The sequence below is a fragment of the Maribacter corallii genome, assembly GCF_047345415.1.
Classification (GTDB): Bacteria; Bacteroidota; Bacteroidia; order Flavobacteriales; family Flavobacteriaceae; genus Maribacter_C.
The window spans coordinates 79,454-97,651 of the sequence record NZ_JBLFEP010000004.1; the positions used below are offsets into that span (position 1 = coordinate 79,454).

Annotated in this window: 11 protein-coding genes; all 11 read left to right on the forward strand. The window is 43.9% G+C overall.

Features of this window, described 5'->3' with window-relative positions:
• Positions 1–276 precede the first annotated feature (276 nt).
• The 11 genes from ACKWCA_RS14685 (at position 277) to ACKWCA_RS14735 (ending at position 18,105) form a co-directional block, all read left to right on the forward strand.
• Positions 277–3,321 carry a SusC/RagA family TonB-linked outer membrane protein gene (locus ACKWCA_RS14685; protein WP_413978975.1) on the forward strand — a complete coding sequence of 1,015 codons (3,045 nt, stop codon included), beginning with the start codon at positions 277–279 and terminating at the stop codon, positions 3,319–3,321.
• A 34-nt stretch (positions 3,322–3,355) separates the two neighbouring features.
• A complete protein-coding gene (locus ACKWCA_RS14690; protein WP_413978976.1) occupies positions 3,356–4,942 on the forward strand; it encodes a RagB/SusD family nutrient uptake outer membrane protein in 1,587 nt (528 codons plus the stop codon).
• A 161-nt stretch (positions 4,943–5,103) separates the two neighbouring features.
• Positions 5,104–8,475 (forward strand): VCBS repeat-containing protein, encoded by a 3,372-nt coding sequence (locus ACKWCA_RS14695; protein ID WP_413978977.1) that lies wholly within the window; start codon positions 5,104–5,106, stop codon positions 8,473–8,475.
• Positions 8,472–10,121, forward strand: a complete 1,650-nt coding sequence (locus ACKWCA_RS14700) for a tetratricopeptide repeat protein (protein ID WP_413978978.1) — start codon at positions 8,472–8,474, stop codon at positions 10,119–10,121. Before ACKWCA_RS14695 ends, ACKWCA_RS14700 begins: the two co-directional genes overlap by 4 nt.
• A 218-nt stretch (positions 10,122–10,339) precedes the next feature.
• Positions 10,340–11,458 carry a glycoside hydrolase family 117 protein gene (locus tag ACKWCA_RS14705; protein ID WP_413979499.1) on the forward strand — a complete coding sequence of 373 codons (1,119 nt, stop codon included), beginning with the start codon at positions 10,340–10,342 and terminating at the stop codon, positions 11,456–11,458.
• Between the two features lie 27 nt (positions 11,459–11,485).
• On the forward strand, positions 11,486–12,502 hold the full coding sequence (locus tag ACKWCA_RS14710; RefSeq protein WP_413978979.1) for a zinc-dependent alcohol dehydrogenase: 1,017 nt from the start codon (positions 11,486–11,488) through the stop codon (positions 12,500–12,502).
• Positions 12,503–12,552: 50 nt separating this feature from the next.
• A complete protein-coding gene (locus ACKWCA_RS14715) occupies positions 12,553–13,317 on the forward strand; it encodes an SDR family oxidoreductase (protein ID WP_413979500.1) in 765 nt (254 codons plus the stop codon).
• A gap of 138 nt (positions 13,318–13,455) precedes the next feature.
• The gene (gene aldA / locus ACKWCA_RS14720; protein ID WP_413978980.1) at positions 13,456–14,910 is read left to right on the forward strand and encodes an aldehyde dehydrogenase; all 1,455 of its coding nucleotides are present in this window, start codon (positions 13,456–13,458) and stop codon (positions 14,908–14,910) included.
• Complete coding sequence (locus tag ACKWCA_RS14725; RefSeq protein WP_413978981.1) at positions 14,911–16,008, forward strand: mandelate racemase/muconate lactonizing enzyme family protein; 1,098 nt, start codon at positions 14,911–14,913, stop codon at positions 16,006–16,008.
• Positions 16,005–17,048 (forward strand): aldose epimerase family protein, encoded by a 1,044-nt coding sequence (locus ACKWCA_RS14730; RefSeq protein ID WP_413978982.1) that lies wholly within the window; start codon positions 16,005–16,007, stop codon positions 17,046–17,048. The genes ACKWCA_RS14725 and ACKWCA_RS14730 overlap by 4 nt, the downstream gene beginning before the upstream one ends.
• Positions 17,049–17,085: 37 nt before the next feature.
• Positions 17,086–18,105, forward strand: a complete 1,020-nt coding sequence (locus tag ACKWCA_RS14735) for an L-rhamnose/proton symporter RhaT (RefSeq protein WP_413978983.1) — start codon at positions 17,086–17,088, stop codon at positions 18,103–18,105.
• Positions 18,106–18,198 lie beyond the last annotated feature (93 nt).

Genomic DNA, 18,198 nt, shown 5'->3' on the forward strand with positions numbered 1-18,198 from the left:
TGTTAAATTCTAACACCGCGAAAGTCAATAATGCTGTCAATGATGTCTCGAAAATGTTAAAATTCGAGAAAATCAGCGGACTGTCGCCTTTGTCTAGTTTTAGTCTAGTGCGATTTTTATTATGGTGATGCACTATTCTTAGTTTTACTTAAATCAAATTGCGGAATCAACATTCAAGTGGTAAAAATTTAAGAATATCATACTGTTTTTCAACAAAAAGAACCGACCCTAAAAATATTTTTTAACTCAGAACTATTTCAACTTAAACCAATGATTATGAAAAAACAATTCTTCAAACTTTTAAAACAATGCTTCCTGACAGGGCTGTTTTTGGTGCTTTTGAGTATGCAAAGCGCTATGGCACAGCAAACGGTTACAGGAACAGTAACTGACGAGACTGGGGGACCCGTACCGGGTGCGAACATTGTTGTGCAGGGTACTACAGATGGTACGCAAACCGATTTTGATGGTAATTTCACCATTGATGTCTCATCTAATGCCGTACTTGTTTTCTCCTACTTAGGTTACGCGACACAAAACGTTACCGTTGGAAATCAAACTACCATCAACGTTCAATTGGCGGAGGATGCCAGTCAATTAGATGAGGTAATCGTTATCGGTTATGGAACGGCCAAGAAAAGTGACCTTACTGGTGCTGTTTCAAGGGTAACCACCGAGGCCTTTGAAGATCAACCGGTCACAAGGGTTGAAGAAGCCTTACAAGGTAGAGCTGCGGGTGTAACCGTAGCCCGAGCGAACGGACAGCCCGGTGGAGCGATCAAAGTACGTATTCGAGGGGTCAACTCCATAGAAGGTGATAATAGCCCGTTGGTAGTTATTGACGGAATACAAGGTGCGGACCTCACCACTATCAACCCGAATGACATTGCAACCATGGACATCTTAAAAGATGCTTCCGCAACTGCCATTTACGGGGTAAGAGGTTCAAACGGGGTAATCATCATTACGACAAAAAGAGGTTCGGGAAAAGGAAGAATAAATGTTGATTTCTTTACAACTATCTCTAGTGTACCAAGATTTTTACCGACATTGGCAGATAATCCGGACGAGTTTGCTAGAATAGAAAATTTAAGAAGAACCCAGACCGGGGGAAGCCCGATTTTCTCGGATGCGGAAATATCGAATCTAGCGGCAAATGGGGGTACCAACTACCAAGATGAACTACTTCGAACGGGGATCAGTGAAAATCTCCAAATTTCGGCCAGTGGCTCCGAAGGAAAACTGAGTTATTTCCTATCCGGTAATTATAGGGATGAAGAAGGTGTAGTTATCAATACCGGATTACAACAACTTTCAGTTCGTTCCAATATCGACGCCCAAGTCACCGACAAACTCAAGGTAGGGGTGAATATTTTTGCCGTTAGGGGTGAACTCAAAAACAACGTGCAACGATTTGGTAACGGACAAGGTAGTTTTATCTATAAAGCTTTGACCTGGGATCCTACCACTCCTGTATTCGATGCGGATGGCAATTACAATATTAGATCATTAAAAGGTATAGCCTCATTGAATGATAATCCGGTCAGGACCTTAAATGATACCGACATTCGTGATATTAATGAACGATTGAACGGGGTTCTTAACGTAAAGTATGACATTACCGATAACTTCTCCTATTCAATGACCTTAGGTTCGCAGGTGAATAATTTCAATATACAACGCTATGCGGTCGAAGTGGGCGATGATCAATTGCCGCATACTTCATTTGAAAATAACAAGTTTACCTCCTTCCAATTGACCAATATCCTGACTTGGCAAAAAGAGTTTGGAAAACATGATATCAAGTTAACGGGAGTTCAAGAATATACCAATGCCAAACGCGTTGTCAATGGATATGACGCCAATGATTTGAGCTTAGATGGTAAAAATTTCTATTTTGCAGAGCTAGCTCCGAACTCAGGACAGACTGTCAATAACCGTCTTGAACCAAGAGAACTCTCTTCCTTTATGTTACGTGCTGAATACATTTTAGACAACAATCTGTTTCTAACGGCTACAGGCCGTTATGATGCCTCTTCCGTATTTAGAGAAGAAAACCGTTGGGGTTTCTTCCCTTCTGTAGCGCTGGCTTATAGTTTCAATGATATGCTTGGAGAATCGGAAGCCATAAGTAGTTTAAAGCTAAGAGCAGGTTGGGGCCAGGTAGGTAATCAGAATGTTGATCCATTTGACACCTTTACTACACCGGCATTCAACAGCTATGCCTTTGACGGTAGTTCGGCAACGGCAGGTACGCGTTTGAATAGAATAGGGAATCCTGATTTGACTTGGGAAACCACCAGTCAATTCAATGTTGGAGTCGATTTAGGGTTCAACAATGGTCGAGGTAATATTACGGTTGAAGGATACCAGAAAACAACTACCGACATTCTGTTACCTGTCGCCTTACCGGACACCTTTGGGGGAAACAATTCACAGATTACGGTCCGTCGAAACGTCGGGGAAATGGAAAATATCGGTGTCGATTTTACCATCGGATATGACATTCTCAGTACAGAAAACCTGAATTGGAATTCAAACTTGGCCTTGTCCTATGTTAAAAATGAGGTAACATCCTTATATGATGGATTAGAGCGTATCGAAGGAAGATTTACCGCTCCGGGTGGTCAAGGCAATATATTAAACGGTATCGAAGTCGGTCAACCTATTGGGCAATTCTTCGGAGCCACTTTCTTGGGTACCTGGAAAACAACCGATGATATTCCGTTGAATTCAGAAGGAAACCCAGTGGCCGTGCCTGGTGATGCCAAATACCTGTTGGACGAAGACAACCAGATATTGTTTGGTGCTATTGGTAATGGTACCCCTGATTTCACCTGGGGTTGGAACAATTCGGTCAATTATAAGAACTGGGATTTAAATGTTTTTGTTCAAGGGCAACATGGATTTGATGTTTATAACGTTCAGCAAGGTGGTATCACTGGTGGCGCTGGAGATTCTAGAAGCTTCCTGGCCAGTGATCAGGTAAATGCTTGGACCCCAACCAATGAAACGGACATCCCCGCCTTCGCTCACCTATATGAGTCCTCGCGGTATGTGGAAAAAGGTGACTTTATCCGGTTGACAAACTTAGCATTGGGCTATACCATTCAAGATGTTGCCGGCTTGGAAGGAACCTCTCTTAAAATCTACGCCAGTGGTCAGAACTTGTTTTTGATTACGGATTATTCCGGATATGATCCTGAATCCACCTCAAGAAGGACGAACAATCAAGGAAACGAAGATGCCGCTGCTGGTATTAATATTGGTGCCTATCCAAATCCCAGAACACTTTCAATTGGTTTAAAGGTTGGGTTTTAATATAACTATGAAAAAAATACAAAATATGAAAACAATGAAATTTTATAACGCTATGAAAGTGAAGCTCTGGATGGCGGGCCTCTTGGCTTTCTCCATGACCATAAATAGTTGTGAACAGTTTGATTTGGAAGAAGACCCGACTCAGGCATTACTGGCCGTTGTTCCCTACAATAACATCGCCGAATTGGAGCTGGCCGTAAATGGTATTTATGGGCAATTAAGATCAGCGGCGTGGATGACCACTTTTTATGTCAATGGCTGGTCAGGTGATGATATCACGACACACCGAGCCAGTAACAAGGCAGATTTCCGGGAATACGACCAACGAAATGTGGTACAATCCAACGGTAGAACAGCCACCAACTGGCGTGGTGTCTATTCGATGGTGCTAGCGGCAAACACGGTACTGACCAATTTAGAAGGGGTCGAGTTGACCGAAAAAGGAGCCCAAGATGTGTTTACAGGAGAGACGTATTTTTTAAGAGGATTGATGTTCTACCAAATGGCACGTGTACACGGTAGGATTCCCTTACCCCTCTCCATTGAAGTAGATCCAGAAATTGGACTGGCCTCTCAAGTAGAAGTGTATCAACAAATCGAAAGCGATATGCTACGGGCGGAATCCTTGCTCCCAACGGCTACGGAACTCGGAGCCGCGAGGCCGAATGCCGGATCAGCTAGGGCTATTTTGGCTCGATTGTATTTAGATTGGGCCGGGTTTCCAGTAAAAGACGCCAGTAAATATGCAGAGGCAGCGGCAAGTGCGAAACAAGTCATGGACAATGCTGGGGAACATGGTTTTGCACTAGTTGATGATATGGCCAGTCTGTATACCATTGCCGGAAGATTCAATTCCGAATCTTTATTTACCATTGCATATTGTACCCCTTGTGGTCTTGCGAATCGTAAACATGGCAAATTAGGTCTTCCTAGCGGTGCCCCGACCAATGGTTGGCAAGAGACATTTGCCGAAATCCGCTTTTTTGAAGATTTTCCTGAAGGGCCAAGAAAAGATGCTACCTATCATGTAGCCATGCCTCTAGCCGCTGACGGAAGTATCATTTCCGATGCATCGACCACACCCGTTGACTCGTTACCATGGACAGAATTCAAGGATCAGCAAAATCCGGTATTCCGAAAAATCGTAGGTCCTTTCGAGGAAGGCACATGGCAAGGGTTTCAAAGTGACAGAAACGATTACTTTATGAGATATGCCGAAATATTATTGATCTATGCCGAAGCTTCAGGGGAAGCGGGATCCGCAGGAGCCGATGCATGGGCTGCCTTGAATGCCGTACGCACCAGGGCAGGTCTTCCAGATGTAAGTGCAGCCGATGGTACCATTCAAGACTTGGCATTCCAAGAACGGAAATGGGAATTGGCCGGCGAATATCTGCGTTGGAACGATTTAGTGCGTAAGGAACAAGTCGAGGCGGCCTTAGGTGGAACCGCCAGAGACCCAAGGGTTTCTATAGGAACCGTTTTTGATGGAGATGGCAATGGTACACCGACACCGCTTACTGCTCCTTCAAACCCGATCTTAGGTGGTCTATCCACTAGTAATTACTTTGCACCACTTCCAGAAGGAGAAGTAGCTAGGCTACCAAATCTTGGGAATTAATAAGAATTGAGTTAGTTTATTTTAGTTTTAGTACGGCGGTAAGGTTTATACTTTACCGCTTTGCTTTTTTAGTCAATTCTTCATGTAATAAGCAAGGTTAGATCCCATCCTTGATTTTAATTATTCGTATTTTAGAACATTACTATTCAGACACTTTTTCGATGTACAATAAGAGAGTAACACCATTTTCTAAACTTTTTCTTCCGGTCCTTGCACTGCTCCTTTTTCTTTTTCAATCGTGTCAAAAATCGAATTCAAAAAAAGGGAGTAGCGTCAATGCACATCCACAAAGGAAAATGTTCACTGAAGTTTCCCCAGAGCGATCAAAAATAGATTTTGTGAATACTTTGGAAGAGACCCTAGAATCAAATTACTACCAATATATGTACACCTACATTGGCGGAGGTGTTGCTGTCGGTGATCTTAACGAAGATGGTTTTGTAGACGTGTACTTCACCTCCAATTCAGGAGAGGATAAGCTGTACCTGAATAGGGGCGGTCTTGAATTTAACGATATAACGCAGAAAGCGGGCATCATACACAACGATGGCTTCAACACCGGTGTCACTATGGTTGATGTCAACAATGATGGTATGTTGGATATCTATGTTTCCAGAGGGGGATGGAAAGATGACAATAATAAGTTCGCTAATCTCCTGTATATGAACAATGGCGATGAAACCTTCACCGAAAAAGCGGAGGAAATGGGACTGGCGGATGCAAATCGTACCATACAGACCACCTTTTTTGACTATGATAAAGACGGTGATTTGGATGCCTATGTTTCCAATACACCGGATATTACCAGTAGAACAGAAGTGCTGGATTTGGAAAAAATTCAGAAAGACCCCAAGACCTTAGAACTCAAAGGAAGTGATCGATTGTATCAAAATGATGGTAGTGGGCATTTCACCGATGTTTCCAAAAAGGCAGGGCTACAAAACGATATTGGTTTTGGTCTTAATCCACAGGTCGGTGACCTAAATAATGATGGGTGGCCGGATATTTATGTATGTAATGATTTCAATGTTCCGGATCTGGTGTACATCAATAACCAGAATGGTTCCTTTACAGAATCAAGAGACCAGTTTTTCAAGCATATGTCATTCAACAGCATGGGGAGTGACATGGCAGACATTGATAACGACGGGTTGTTAGATTTGATGACTTTGGATATGAATCCGGCAGACTACGTGCGATCGAAGACCACCATGGCAATGACCTCTATCGAGCAATTTGAATTGATGGTCAACGAGGGGTATCACCATCAATACATGCACAATATGCTGCATATGAACAATGGCAATAGTACGTTCAGCGAAGTAAGCAAAATGGCTGGAATGGCCGATACCGATTGGAGTTGGTCTATCTTATCCGCCGATTTTGATTTGGATGGATTCAATGACCTATTCATTACCAACGGGGTGTACCGAGATGTTATGGATCGTGATATGCTCGCCGAGACACTTGATATACTCAAAGCCAATCAACGCAAGCCTACAGACGAAGATTTTCTTCAATTTGCCAAAATGCTTCCGCAACAAAAACTTCAAAACTATTTTTTTAGAAATAAGGGTGATAGAACGTTCGAAGATGTAACCGACGAATGGTCCGACAACAAGGCTACTTTCTCAAACGGGGCGGTATATGCCGATCTAGACAACGATGGTGACCTTGATGTGCTAGTCAACAACATCAATGACAAGGCCACCCTCCTGGAAAACCACAAAATGAATCCTTACGAGCGTAATTATTACCTCAGGGTTAGTCTAGATGGTCCGCGTGATAATCAATATGGGGTGGGAACCACAGTAAAACTACATTTTGAAAACGATTCCGTACAGGTCAGAACCTTGGTCAACACCCGTGGTTTCTTATCATCGGTTTCCAATAACCTGCATTTCGGAATGGGCAAACATTTGAAAGCCAAAAAGATGGAAATCATATGGCCCGATGGCAAGGTACAGGTCTTGGAAGATGTGATGGCCAATCAGTGGTTGTTCATGAACCATCAATTCGCTGAAGAAACGGAACCAGTTGTATCGCATAGCGATGAAAAAATATTTGAAAAAGTCGATTCACAAATTTTGCACGAAGACCCCTATTTTAATGATTATGCGATACAAATACTCCTACCGCATAAATTATCCCAAACCGGTCCGGGGGTAGCAAAAGGCGACATTAATGGCGATGGCTTGGAAGATCTTTTTATCGGGGGTGGACGCAATCAAAGTGGGCAACTACTTTTAGGAAACAAAAAAGGTCCTTTTAAACCGCTAAACAGTGATGCATTCTCAAAAGACAAAATGTATGAAGACGTAGGTGCTACATTTTTCGATGCCGATAATGATGGAGATGATGATCTGTATGTCGTAAGCGGTAGCTACGAGTTCATGGAGAATCCTCGATTGTTGGTCGACCGATTGTATTTGAATGACGGCCACGGTAATTTTGAAAAGGCTGCGGACGCGATTCCGGAAGTCGGAATCGCCGGATCGGTCATCGTACCTTCTGATTATGACAACGATGGTGATATCGACCTGTTCTTAGGAGGTCGGGTCATTACGGGAAGATATCCCCATCCGGCCAGCAGTCTATTGCTCATAAACGATGGAGGGCGGTTTACGGTCCAAAACGACAGATTAGCTCCCCAGCTTAATAGCATCGGTCTGGTCACCGATGCACAATGGGTAGACCTCGATAACGATACAAAAACAGACTTGGTCATCACTGGTGAGTGGATGGGCGTACAGGTCTTTTTAAATCAAAACAACCAGCTGGTCCGAAGTGATAAATACACCACCTTATCAGAAGCGGTCGGATGGTGGAACGAACTTCAGGTAACCGATATCGATAATGACGGTGACCAAGATATCATTGCTGGTAACTTGGGGTTAAACTATAAATTTCACGCATCGCCGGAAAAACCGTTTGAAATCTATACCTCTGATTTTGATCTCAACGGTTCGCAAGATATCATTCTCGCCAAGGAGTACCAGGGAAAGCAAGTTCCTGTCAGGGGAAAAACCTGTATGACACAACAGCTGCCCTATCTCGCCCAAAAAATACCGACCTACAATGAATTTGCCACGAAAGACTTAAAAGGGATTGTAGGTGAAGAACTTGAAACCGCATTGCACTACAAGGCCACCGAGTTTAGATCGGGTATCTTTCTGAATAATGGCAAACAAGATTTTTCCTTTATTCCTTTTAACAATGCCGTACAACAGTCGCCGGTTAACAGTATCGTATTCGAAGATTTTGATGGTGATGGTCTTAAAGACCTCTTATTGGCCGGAAATAATCATCATTCCGAGGTAGAGACCACGCGATCGGATGCCGGTATCGGCACTTTCTTGAAGGGAAATGGCAAAGGAGAATTTCAGCCTATTTCCTTTATGAAGTCCGGCTTTTTTGCAGATAAGGATGTGCGCGATATGATTCTCTTCTATTCAAGCAAGGCGAAGTATGTTCTGGTGGCCAACAATAATGATACGCATGATCTCTTTAAAGTCAAGACATCCCTAAAATGAAAAGATCAGCCCATGGCATATCGGTCGTTCGGTTTTTGACTATGGGTTCATTTCTCATGGGCATATTGGTCGCCAGTTCTCAAAATACAGATGCTGCCCAGAGCGAACTGACCACGGATGAATATTTCGATGAAGCCAAGGCCATTCGCTTTAAAAACCCCGATCGGGCAGTGACCTTACTGCAAAAAGTACATGAAGATTTTCTCAAGAAAGGAGATACCTTGAATGCCATTGCCGCCCTGCTTGAAATGCCCTACCACTACGGACAAAAAGTGGATTATGCCAAGTCATATGACGGTCTTTGGTTAGCGCTTTTTTTGGCAGATGACTTGAAGAACGATTCGCTTAAGGCAGTGATATACGATCGCCTTGGCCGGTTGTATAGTTTCTACAAAAAGGAGGGGAAAGCTTTTGAATATTTGAACACCTCCTTGGCCCTGAACAAATCATTGGTAAAAAAAGGAGCGTTAGATGAGGCATCGTTGGTCCAAAACTATTATCTGATTTGTGCCACCTATCGTGAATTGGGTAAACCCGAAATCGGAAAAATCTACCTCGATAGCTGCTTTCAGAAGTACGATTCCAAAAGGAATAAATTGGATCGAGCCTATTTGGATTTTGAAAAATCCTTTATTATGGCCCAGGAAGGACAGAACGATCAAGCCATAGCCATGCTCAATGAAATAGAACCATGGTTTCAAGAGCATCGCCCGTCTTATCTGGTTTTGGTGTATACCTATTGGGGCGATATCTACAGAAATCTTGATGATCTGAGGCAAAGAGAGAACTACTACCAAAAAGCCCTGGCCATTTCAGCCGAGTATAACAGCCACGTCGATTTTTCCGTGTTGGTGCATGAACGCTTAGCCCAGCTCTTTATTGAAAAAGGGGATTTTGAAAAGGCATTTTACAGTCAAAAGAAAGCCAAGGAACTGGATGCCCAGTTCTTTGATAGCCGTAGTACCGGTAACCAACCCCTTTTAGAAATAAAGGATGAGTACCGGATCGAGAAAGAACGACAGGAAAAACTCATTCAAAAGCAACGTCTAGAGCAATTAGAGCAAGAAGATAAAATCTCCTTTCTACAACGTATCATCCTATTGGGCGCTTTGGTATTCACGTTGATCATTGCCGTCATCTATATTCTTCAGATCCGTGCAAAACATAAAATAGAAAAAGAACTCATCAGACGAAACAAGGAATTGGAAATACAAAAAGCGAAGGAACTCCTAGAACTAAAAAACAAGGAATTGGCCACCTCAGCCCTACAACTGGTCGAAAAAGATGAATTTCTAAAAGAATTAAAGGGTACGTTGAAAGGCAATGATGGCAAAATCAAAACCGATGAAATCCATAAAGTCCTGAAGTCGATATCGACCAGTAACCAAAACAACTGGGAGGAGTTTAAACTTCGTTTTACCGCGGTCAATGAAGCGTTTTATAAGAAGGTGACTACCCGGTACCCGAAACTCACGCAGTCAGACCAAAAAATTTGCGCCCTGATCAAACTCAATTTTTCAAGCAAGGAGATGGCAAGGTTACTGGGCATATCCGTAGAATCGGTACATACCACACGCTATAGACTGCGCAAAAAAATGGGGCTGGAAAGAAGTGTCAATCTTGAGGAGTTCATCGCGAATCTATAGGGATTTTAATCACTGTTTAGGTTTTGTCTAGTTCGTAAACCTAAGTGCAATGGGTGATTCGATTATATTTAGCCCTTCGCCCAGTTATTTTTGACACCTGTAGATAAACCAAATATAAAATGAAGATTTTTACCTTTTTACTATGTTCCGCACTATTGATCGTAAGTTGTAATTCGCAACATCAAGACGCTGAACCCAATGACCAAAATGATTCCGAAATGAAAATAACCCAAGAACAAATCGACCATTTAGGAATCACCGATCCCGAATACCTTAGCGCAGCTTCAAAAAGGGCCTTGGAATGGCCTATTGACCTTGGCAATGAATGGTTCATTCAATTTGGTGCTTTAGAACCCTTAAAGGGTGATTTGGCCTACGAAAAAGGAGTGGTACGTAGGGATCCCAGCGCCATCATCAAAGAAAATGGCAAATACTATGTATGGTATACGAAGAGTACCGGTCCAACTCAAGGTTTTGGAGGTAATATAGAAACCGAAAAGGTATTCCCTTGGGATCGTTGTGACATCTGGTATGCGACTTCAGAAGATGGATGGACTTGGAAAGAAGAAGGTCTGGCCGTACCTAGAGGACAAAAGGGGGCTTATGATGACCGCTCGGTCTTTACGGTCGAAATCATGAAATGGGAAGATACCTATTACCTAAGCTACCAGGCGGTCAAATCGCCTTATAATGTCCGTGTAAAAAACACAGTGGGGCTGGCTTGGTCAGATTCCCCTGATGGGCCATGGACAAAAAGCGAGGAACCCATTTTACTACCTGCCGATAATGGGGTCTGGAAGGGTGAGGAACAAAATCGCTTTATGGTAGAAAAAAAGGGGGATTTTGATAGTCATAAAGTACACGACCCTTGTATTCTACCCTATAAAGGCAAGTTCTATTTGTATTATAAAGGTGAGCAAATGGGTGAGGAAATCACCTTTGGAGGTAGGCAGATCCGCCATGGAGTAGCCATTGCCGATAATCCAAAAGGACCTTATGTAAAATCCTTGTACAACCCGATAAGCAATAGCGGACATGAAATCTGTGTTTGGCCTTATAATGGGGGTATCGCTTCATTGATTACCACCGATGGTCCCGAAAAAAATACCATTCAATGGGCGCCCGATGGAATCAACTTTGAAATCATGTCGGTTATTCCAGGGGTAAACGCGCATGCCATCGGTCTGAACCGCACGGCAGACAACGAAAAGGAACCTACTGAAATTCTCCGTTGGGGACTCACCCATGTGTATAACAATAGTGACTATCAAAGTATCATGCGATTCTCGTCGAAACGAAAAACCAGGCATGTGGCCAAAGGAGTAAAATCAAAATAAACAGCGTGTAACGCATACATTAAAACAATGAAAGCAACAGTATATCAGGGGAATAAGACGTTTTCCATCATAGAAAAGGAGATGGAAAGTCCGTCTGCAGAAGAAGTACGAATCAAAGTGGCCTACTCAGGTGTTTGTGGTACCGATGTACATATCTATCACGGAATGATGGATCAACGCGTGAATATTCCGGTAACTATAGGTCATGAAATGTCGGGTACAGTAGACGCCTTAGGCGAAGAGGTTACTGGTTTTGAAGTTGGGGAAAAGGTAGTGGTAAGGCCTTTAGATGACCGTGGGGTCAAACCCTCCGACAAAGGCTTTAATCATATCTGTGAAGATTTGAAATTTATTGGCATCGACAGTCCGGGTTCCATGCAGCAGTATTGGAACGTACCCGCCTTCACGCTTCATAAGCTCAGAGCCGAGACCGATTTAAAATTGGCTGCCTTGATCGAGCCTTTGTCCGTAGCGGTGCACGATGTGCGTCTCAGCGAATTAAAGACGGGGGAAACCGCAGTGGTTTTAGGCGGCGGTCCCATCGGACTATTGGTGGCGCTGGTCGCCAAAGAAAGTGGGGCGAATGTCATTGTCTCGGAAGTGAACGAGAATCGTGTCGCCAAGGCAAAAGAGTTGGGGTTGCATGCGGTGAATCCACTAAAGTTGGATTTGGTCGAATATGTGAAGGAACAAACCGAGGGGCGACGGGCCGATGTCGTTTTTGAAGTGGCCGGAGTGCAACCCGCATTGGATGTCATGACAGAGATTGCAGGAATTCGTGGTAGAATTCTCATGGTGGCCATACACGGGCAAAAAAGAGAAATTGACCTTTTCAAGTTCTTTTGGAAAGAACTGAAACTCATCGGAGCCCGAGTTTATGAAAAAGAGGATTATGAAAAAGCCATAGCACTGATTACCGAAAATGCACTACCGTTTGAGCAGATGATAACAGACGTTCAACCTTTGACCAATATTCAACAGGTTTTTGAAAACATCGATAACAATCCGGATGGGATGAAGGTTTTAATGGATTGTCAATCCTAAGAAAGACCCATCAAATAAACACTAAAATATAAATCACTTAATCAATGAGTATATTGAATCAATTTAGTCTAAAGGGAAAAACGGCATTAGTTACCGGTTGTAAACGGGGAATCGGCAAAGGAATGGCGGTTGCTTTAGCAGAAGCTGGCGCGGATATCATCGGTGTCAGTGCCTCCTTGGAACCTTACGGAAGCATTGTTGAGCAAGAAGTCGAGGGGCTGGGCAGAAAATTCAAGGCCTACCAATGTGATTTTAGCAAGCGTGAATCGCTTTATGCATTTATAAAACAGGTAAAGGATGATTATCCCAAAATTGACATTTTAGTCAATAATGCAGGTACCATTTTAAGGGCACCGGCGGTAGAACATTCCGATGAATACTGGGATAAGGTAATCGAAGTCAACCAAACAGCACAGTTTGTATTGACTCGTGAGCTCGGAAAGGAAATGGTCGCACGAGGTGAAGGTAAAATTGTTTTCACCGCTTCCCTCCTCACCTTTCAAGGGGGAATTACCGTTCCCGGATATGCAGCAAGTAAAGGTGCTATTGGTCAAATGACCATGGCCTTTGCCAATGAGTGGGCCGGTAAAGGGGTCAACGTGAACGCCATTGCCCCAGGCTACATCAGTACCGACAATACGGAGGCCTTACGCAACAACCCAGAACGAAACGAATCGATTCTAGCACGTATCCCGGCCGGAAGATGGGGACAACCCGAAGATTTCAAAGGGCCGATAGTCTTCCTATGCTCAGATGCCTCAAGTTACATGCATGGTGGAACAATGCTCGTTGACGGTGGCTGGATGGGACGCTAACCCAGAACCGACCGAAGTCAAAACAAAAAGCCGAAGGCTGAATAACCAACAAAACGATGTCAAAAAGCCGAAGGCTGAGCGTAGCCGAAGCCCGAATAAAGTGCATCTCAAATAAAAAATACCTTAAGTAATCATATCATGACAGACCCTAAAGAATATCAACTATTTATAGACGGCAAATGGATAACCTCGGCTTCCGGCGATACTATTGATGTGGTCAATCCCTCAACAGAGGAAATTGTGGGGAGAGTCCAAAATGGTACCGTAGGAGAAGCACAGATGGCCTTGGAAGCAGCGGAACGAGCCCAAAAATCATGGAAAAAATTACCTGCCAGGCAGCGTGCGGAATTATTATATAAGTTGGTCGATGAAATCAAAGCCAATGCCGACTATTTAGCCGAACTTCTGGTCAAGGAACAGGGCAAATTGCTTAAAGTTGCAAAAATGGAGGTTGCCGTCACTGCTTCTTTCATTGAATATGCCTGTGAGGGAGCGCGACGGATAGAGGGCGATATTATTCCTTCCGACAACCCCAATGAGCAGATATGGATACAAAAAATTCCTAGAGGTGTTGTTGTGGCCATCACCGCATGGAACTTTCCATTGGCTTTGGCCGGGCGTAAATTAGGTCCCGCATTAATAGCAGGAAACACCGTGGTGATCAAACCCACTTCCGAAACACCCCTGTCAACTTTGGAATTAGGTTATTTGGCTAAAAAGGCAGGACTCCCAGATGGGGTTCTCAACATTCTTACAGGTCCTGGACGCGCCATGGGAAATGCCCTTGTGGAGAGTCCGATTACGAAAATGGTTACGATGACCGGTTCTACTCCCGTTGGGCAACAAATCGCCCGCAATGCGGCCCAAAATCTGACCCACGTACAACTGGAACTCGGTGGCAAGGCTCCTTTCATCGTATTTGAGGATGCAGATATTGATGCAGCTGTAGAGGCTGCCCTGCATTCGCGATTCGACAACTGCGGACAGGTTTGTACCTGCAACGAGCGTATGTACGTTCATGAGGGCATCTACGAACCTTTCATGGAAAAATTCATTGCCAAGACCAAAGCCTTGAAAGTTGGTGATCCCATGTTGGGGGATACTGATATGGGACCAAAGGTTAATGCCTCCGAATTGAAACATATGCAGCATTTAGTGGAAATCAGTTTGAAAGAGGGCGCCACATTGGCTACAGGAGGCAAACGCCCAGAAGGAAGTCAATTCGAAAAAGGCTATTGGTTTGAGCCGACAGTTTTAACGGATGTCAAACAAGACATGACCATTGTACACGAGGAGTCTTTCGGACCGATTCTGCCCGTACTGAAATTCAAGACCTTCGATGAAGTTGTAGGGTATGCCAATGATTGCGAATACGGTTTGGCGGCTATGGTATTTACGAACGACATGAATACCATTATGAAATGTAATGACGAATTGGAATATGGCGAAATCTATGTCAATCGAGGTCACGGAGAGCAACACCAGGGTTTCCACAATGGTTACAAACTTTCCGGTAGCGGCGGTGAGGATGGCAAATATGGATTCGAACAATACTTGGAAAAAAAGACCTTTTACATTAGGCATAAAGCATAAATGGGCACACAGATAAAGACCATTAACTGTACCTTGTTCCGAGTGCCGTTACCCGAAGTGTTGAACGACGCCAAACACGGCGACCATACCCATTTCGAGTTGGTCACAACGACTATCATCTTGGAGGACGGTACTCATGGAACGGGTTACACCTATACAGGGGGTAAAGGAGGGCATGCCATTAAGGCTATGGTAGACCATGATATCCGCCCTGCGCTGATCGGAAAAAATGGGGCTGATGTAGATGGTATGTATGACTTTCTGGAATGGCATATGCATTATGTCGGCCGTGGTGGAATTGTATCCTTTGCGATTTCGACCATCGATATCGCCCTTTGGGATATCAAATGCAAAAGAGCGGACCAACCCCTTTGGAAAATGACCGGGGGTCACGCAAATACGTGTAAAGCCTATTGCGGAGGAATTGATCTACAGTTTCCTATTCCGAAATTGTTGAAAAATATAGAAGGTTATCTAGCCGCCGGATTCAATGCCGTTAAGATCAAGATCGGTCGTGAAAACTTGGATGAGGATATCGAGCGAATCAAAGCAGTACGGGAATTTATCGGGCCTGGGGTCACTTTTATGGTCGATGCCAACTATTCAATGACTATCGAGAAAGCGATTCGAGCTATTGAAAGATTCAGACAATTTGATATTACTTGGTTTGAAGAACCAATTATCCCTGACAATTACAAAGGCTTTGCCGAAATAGCGGACGCTACCGGTTTCCCCCTGGCTATGGGCGAGAACTTGCACACCATACATGAATTCAAATATGCTATGGAACAAGCGAAACTCTCATACCTACAACCAGATGCCTCCAACTGTGGTGGAATAACAGGTTGGTTGAATGCCGCGCGCTTGGCCCACAAATACGGTATTCCCGTTTGCTCCCATGGCATGCAAGAGTTACATGTGAGCCTAGTTTCGGCGCAACCCAATTCAGGATGGTTGGAAGTCCATAGTTTCCCCATAGACCAGTACACCAAAAGACCTTTGGTTGTTAAAAATCACCGTGCCGTCGCTCCGGATGTCCCAGGCATAGGAGTCGAATTTGATTGGGACAAATTGAATCCATATCAACAACACCAATGAAGACCGCAGCGACCTATTTTGGGAAACTTGAAGGCAAAGAAGTTCAACGATTTACCTTGCAAAACGACAACGGTATGTCTGTCAAAATTTCCAATTATGGCGCGACCATAACCTCCATATTGGTACCGGATAGAAGTGGGGAAAGATCAGAGATCGTCTGTGGTTTCGATACGTTCAAAAGTTACTTTTCATCAGAGTATCAGGCCAATGCACCCTATTTCGGAGGGACAGTTGGCCGGTATTGCTCCCATATCAAAGATTCAAAGTTCCTCTTGAACGATGAAGAATACCAATTGGCTCAAATGGTTGGTGAGAATAATCTTCACGGAGGTCAAATCGGTTTTGATAAGAAAATATGGCAGGTACAGCCGTATGATGGATATGCCGCACAACTAAAAATGACCCTGCAAAGTGGCCATTTGGAAGAAGGCTTTCCCGGTAATGTGGAAGCCACGGTCAAGTTTACCTTGACTGATGAAAATGAGCTGCGAATTGATTATCAAGCTACTACCGATGCAGACACTCCCTTTACAATGACCAATCATACCTATTTCAACCTTTCCGGTTTCGTAGAAGACATCGAGGGGCATCGGGTCCAGATCCATTCGGATAAAAAACAAGTTTGGGATGAAACAGGAGCCGCTACCGGAGAAACGGTTTCCGTTAGTAATGCTCCGGATGACCTTAGGGAAGGCAAGTTGATAGGCGAGGTCCATAAAGCTATGGGGGACGGTTTTGAGCATTTTTACCTTTTTGAGGCAAAGGGTTTTGATCTTGACAAAGTGGCAAAAATACATGAACCGAAAAGTGGAAGAACCTTAGAAATTTTGACCACCGAACCCGGGATGCTTTTTTATACCGGCAAATACACCTCGGACGCCCTAAAACGGGAGTCAGGCCTCCAGTATGGTAAATTTCGCGGATTTTGTTGTGAAACACATCGGTATCCCAACGGACCTAATATTCCCGATTCTCCAAAAAGTATCCTCAAGAAAGGGGAAATCTATAATAGCACTACCATTTTTAAATTCGATTGGTAGTGAATGAAAGACCGTCTATTTAACTAAAACCAAAAAGATGACAACAGGTATTCTGCTCGCAATTTTCGCCGGATTAATGCTGGGCCTTTATGCGCTTCCGGAAAAATTCACCAAGGACTTTACGTATGAAAATACCTGGAGCCTCTTCTTTCTGCTGACCATGTTCGTAGTGCCGATAATCGCCTCCGTTACTTTAATTGATGGATTTGCGGATGTCTTCGGAAACATGCCAACAGCGATTTGGATAAAAATGGGGCTAACCAGTTTTCTATGGGGTATCGGGGTGATGATGTGGAGCAAGGCCATCAACCATATTGGGCTTTCCCTGGGGTTCTCGCTCTTTATCGGAACGGTCATTTTGATAGGTTCCTTACTCCCCTTTGTTGTTGATGGCTTGCCACCGAACAACGTGCTCCTATTTATTTTGTTGGGTATCATCATTGTCTTGATCGGTGTCATTCTGAACGGGAAAGCGGGCCTTATGCGCGAAAAAGACGAGGCGGAAGAAAAAGTGGATATCGTATCGACAGGAAAAAAATCTATGACCACGGGCATACTCATTGCAGTCATCGGTGGACTGTTAGCCACCGGTTTTAGCTATGCCAATGCGGCCGGTGCTCCCTACCTTACAGAAGCCCTGAAGCACTATGACAATGCCGATTGGATTACCGGTGTTGCCGTAATGTTTCCCATATTCATCAGTGGTGGAATTGTGATGACCGCCTATTTTCTATGGCAATTAAGCACGAAAAAAGCTTGGGGTGATTTTAGCACTCCAGCCTTCACAAAAAATTTCTTTTTGATTTTGATCATGGCCATTTTTCACTATGCCGCCTCTGCCCTATTCGGTTATGCAGCCTCAAAATTGGGGGCTTCCGGGAATACCGTTGGTTATGCCATTTTTAATACGTCAGCCGTTGCAACGGCTATTGTCAGTGGTCTGATGACCAAAGAATGGGTAAAAGCTTCTCCGAGGGCCCGAGGGGCCTTATTCGGTGGTTTGGCCTGTATGATTATAGGAATTATCATTATCGCCTATAGCAAAAGTTTAGGCTAAGTAGCACTATTGCTTTTCTTCAAAGTGTACTGACGACCGTATGAAGTGCGGCGATACCAAAATTTGTTGCATATAATTAAACATTTGATGTAC

Excerpts from the sequence above, each read along its gene's own strand:
- ACKWCA_RS14685 (WP_413978975.1), top strand. The coding sequence starts at position 277 with ATGAAAAAACAATTCTTCAAACTTTTAAAACAATGCTTCCTGACAGGG.
- ACKWCA_RS14690 (WP_413978976.1), top strand. The coding sequence starts at position 3,356 with ATGAAATTTTATAACGCTATGAAAGTGAAGCTCTGGATGGCGGGCCTC.
- ACKWCA_RS14695 (WP_413978977.1), top strand. The coding sequence starts at position 5,104 with ATGTACAATAAGAGAGTAACACCATTTTCTAAACTTTTTCTTCCGGTC.
- ACKWCA_RS14700 (WP_413978978.1), top strand. The coding sequence starts at position 8,472 with ATGAAAAGATCAGCCCATGGCATATCGGTCGTTCGGTTTTTGACTATG.
- ACKWCA_RS14705 (WP_413979499.1), top strand. The coding sequence starts at position 10,340 with ATGAAAATAACCCAAGAACAAATCGACCATTTAGGAATCACCGATCCC.
- ACKWCA_RS14710 (WP_413978979.1), top strand. The coding sequence starts at position 11,486 with ATGAAAGCAACAGTATATCAGGGGAATAAGACGTTTTCCATCATAGAA.
- aldA (WP_413978980.1), top strand. The coding sequence starts at position 13,456 with ATGACAGACCCTAAAGAATATCAACTATTTATAGACGGCAAATGGATA.
- ACKWCA_RS14725 (WP_413978981.1), top strand. The coding sequence starts at position 14,911 with ATGGGCACACAGATAAAGACCATTAACTGTACCTTGTTCCGAGTGCCG.
- ACKWCA_RS14730 (WP_413978982.1), top strand. The coding sequence starts at position 16,005 with ATGAAGACCGCAGCGACCTATTTTGGGAAACTTGAAGGCAAAGAAGTT.
- ACKWCA_RS14735 (WP_413978983.1), top strand. The coding sequence starts at position 17,086 with ATGACAACAGGTATTCTGCTCGCAATTTTCGCCGGATTAATGCTGGGC.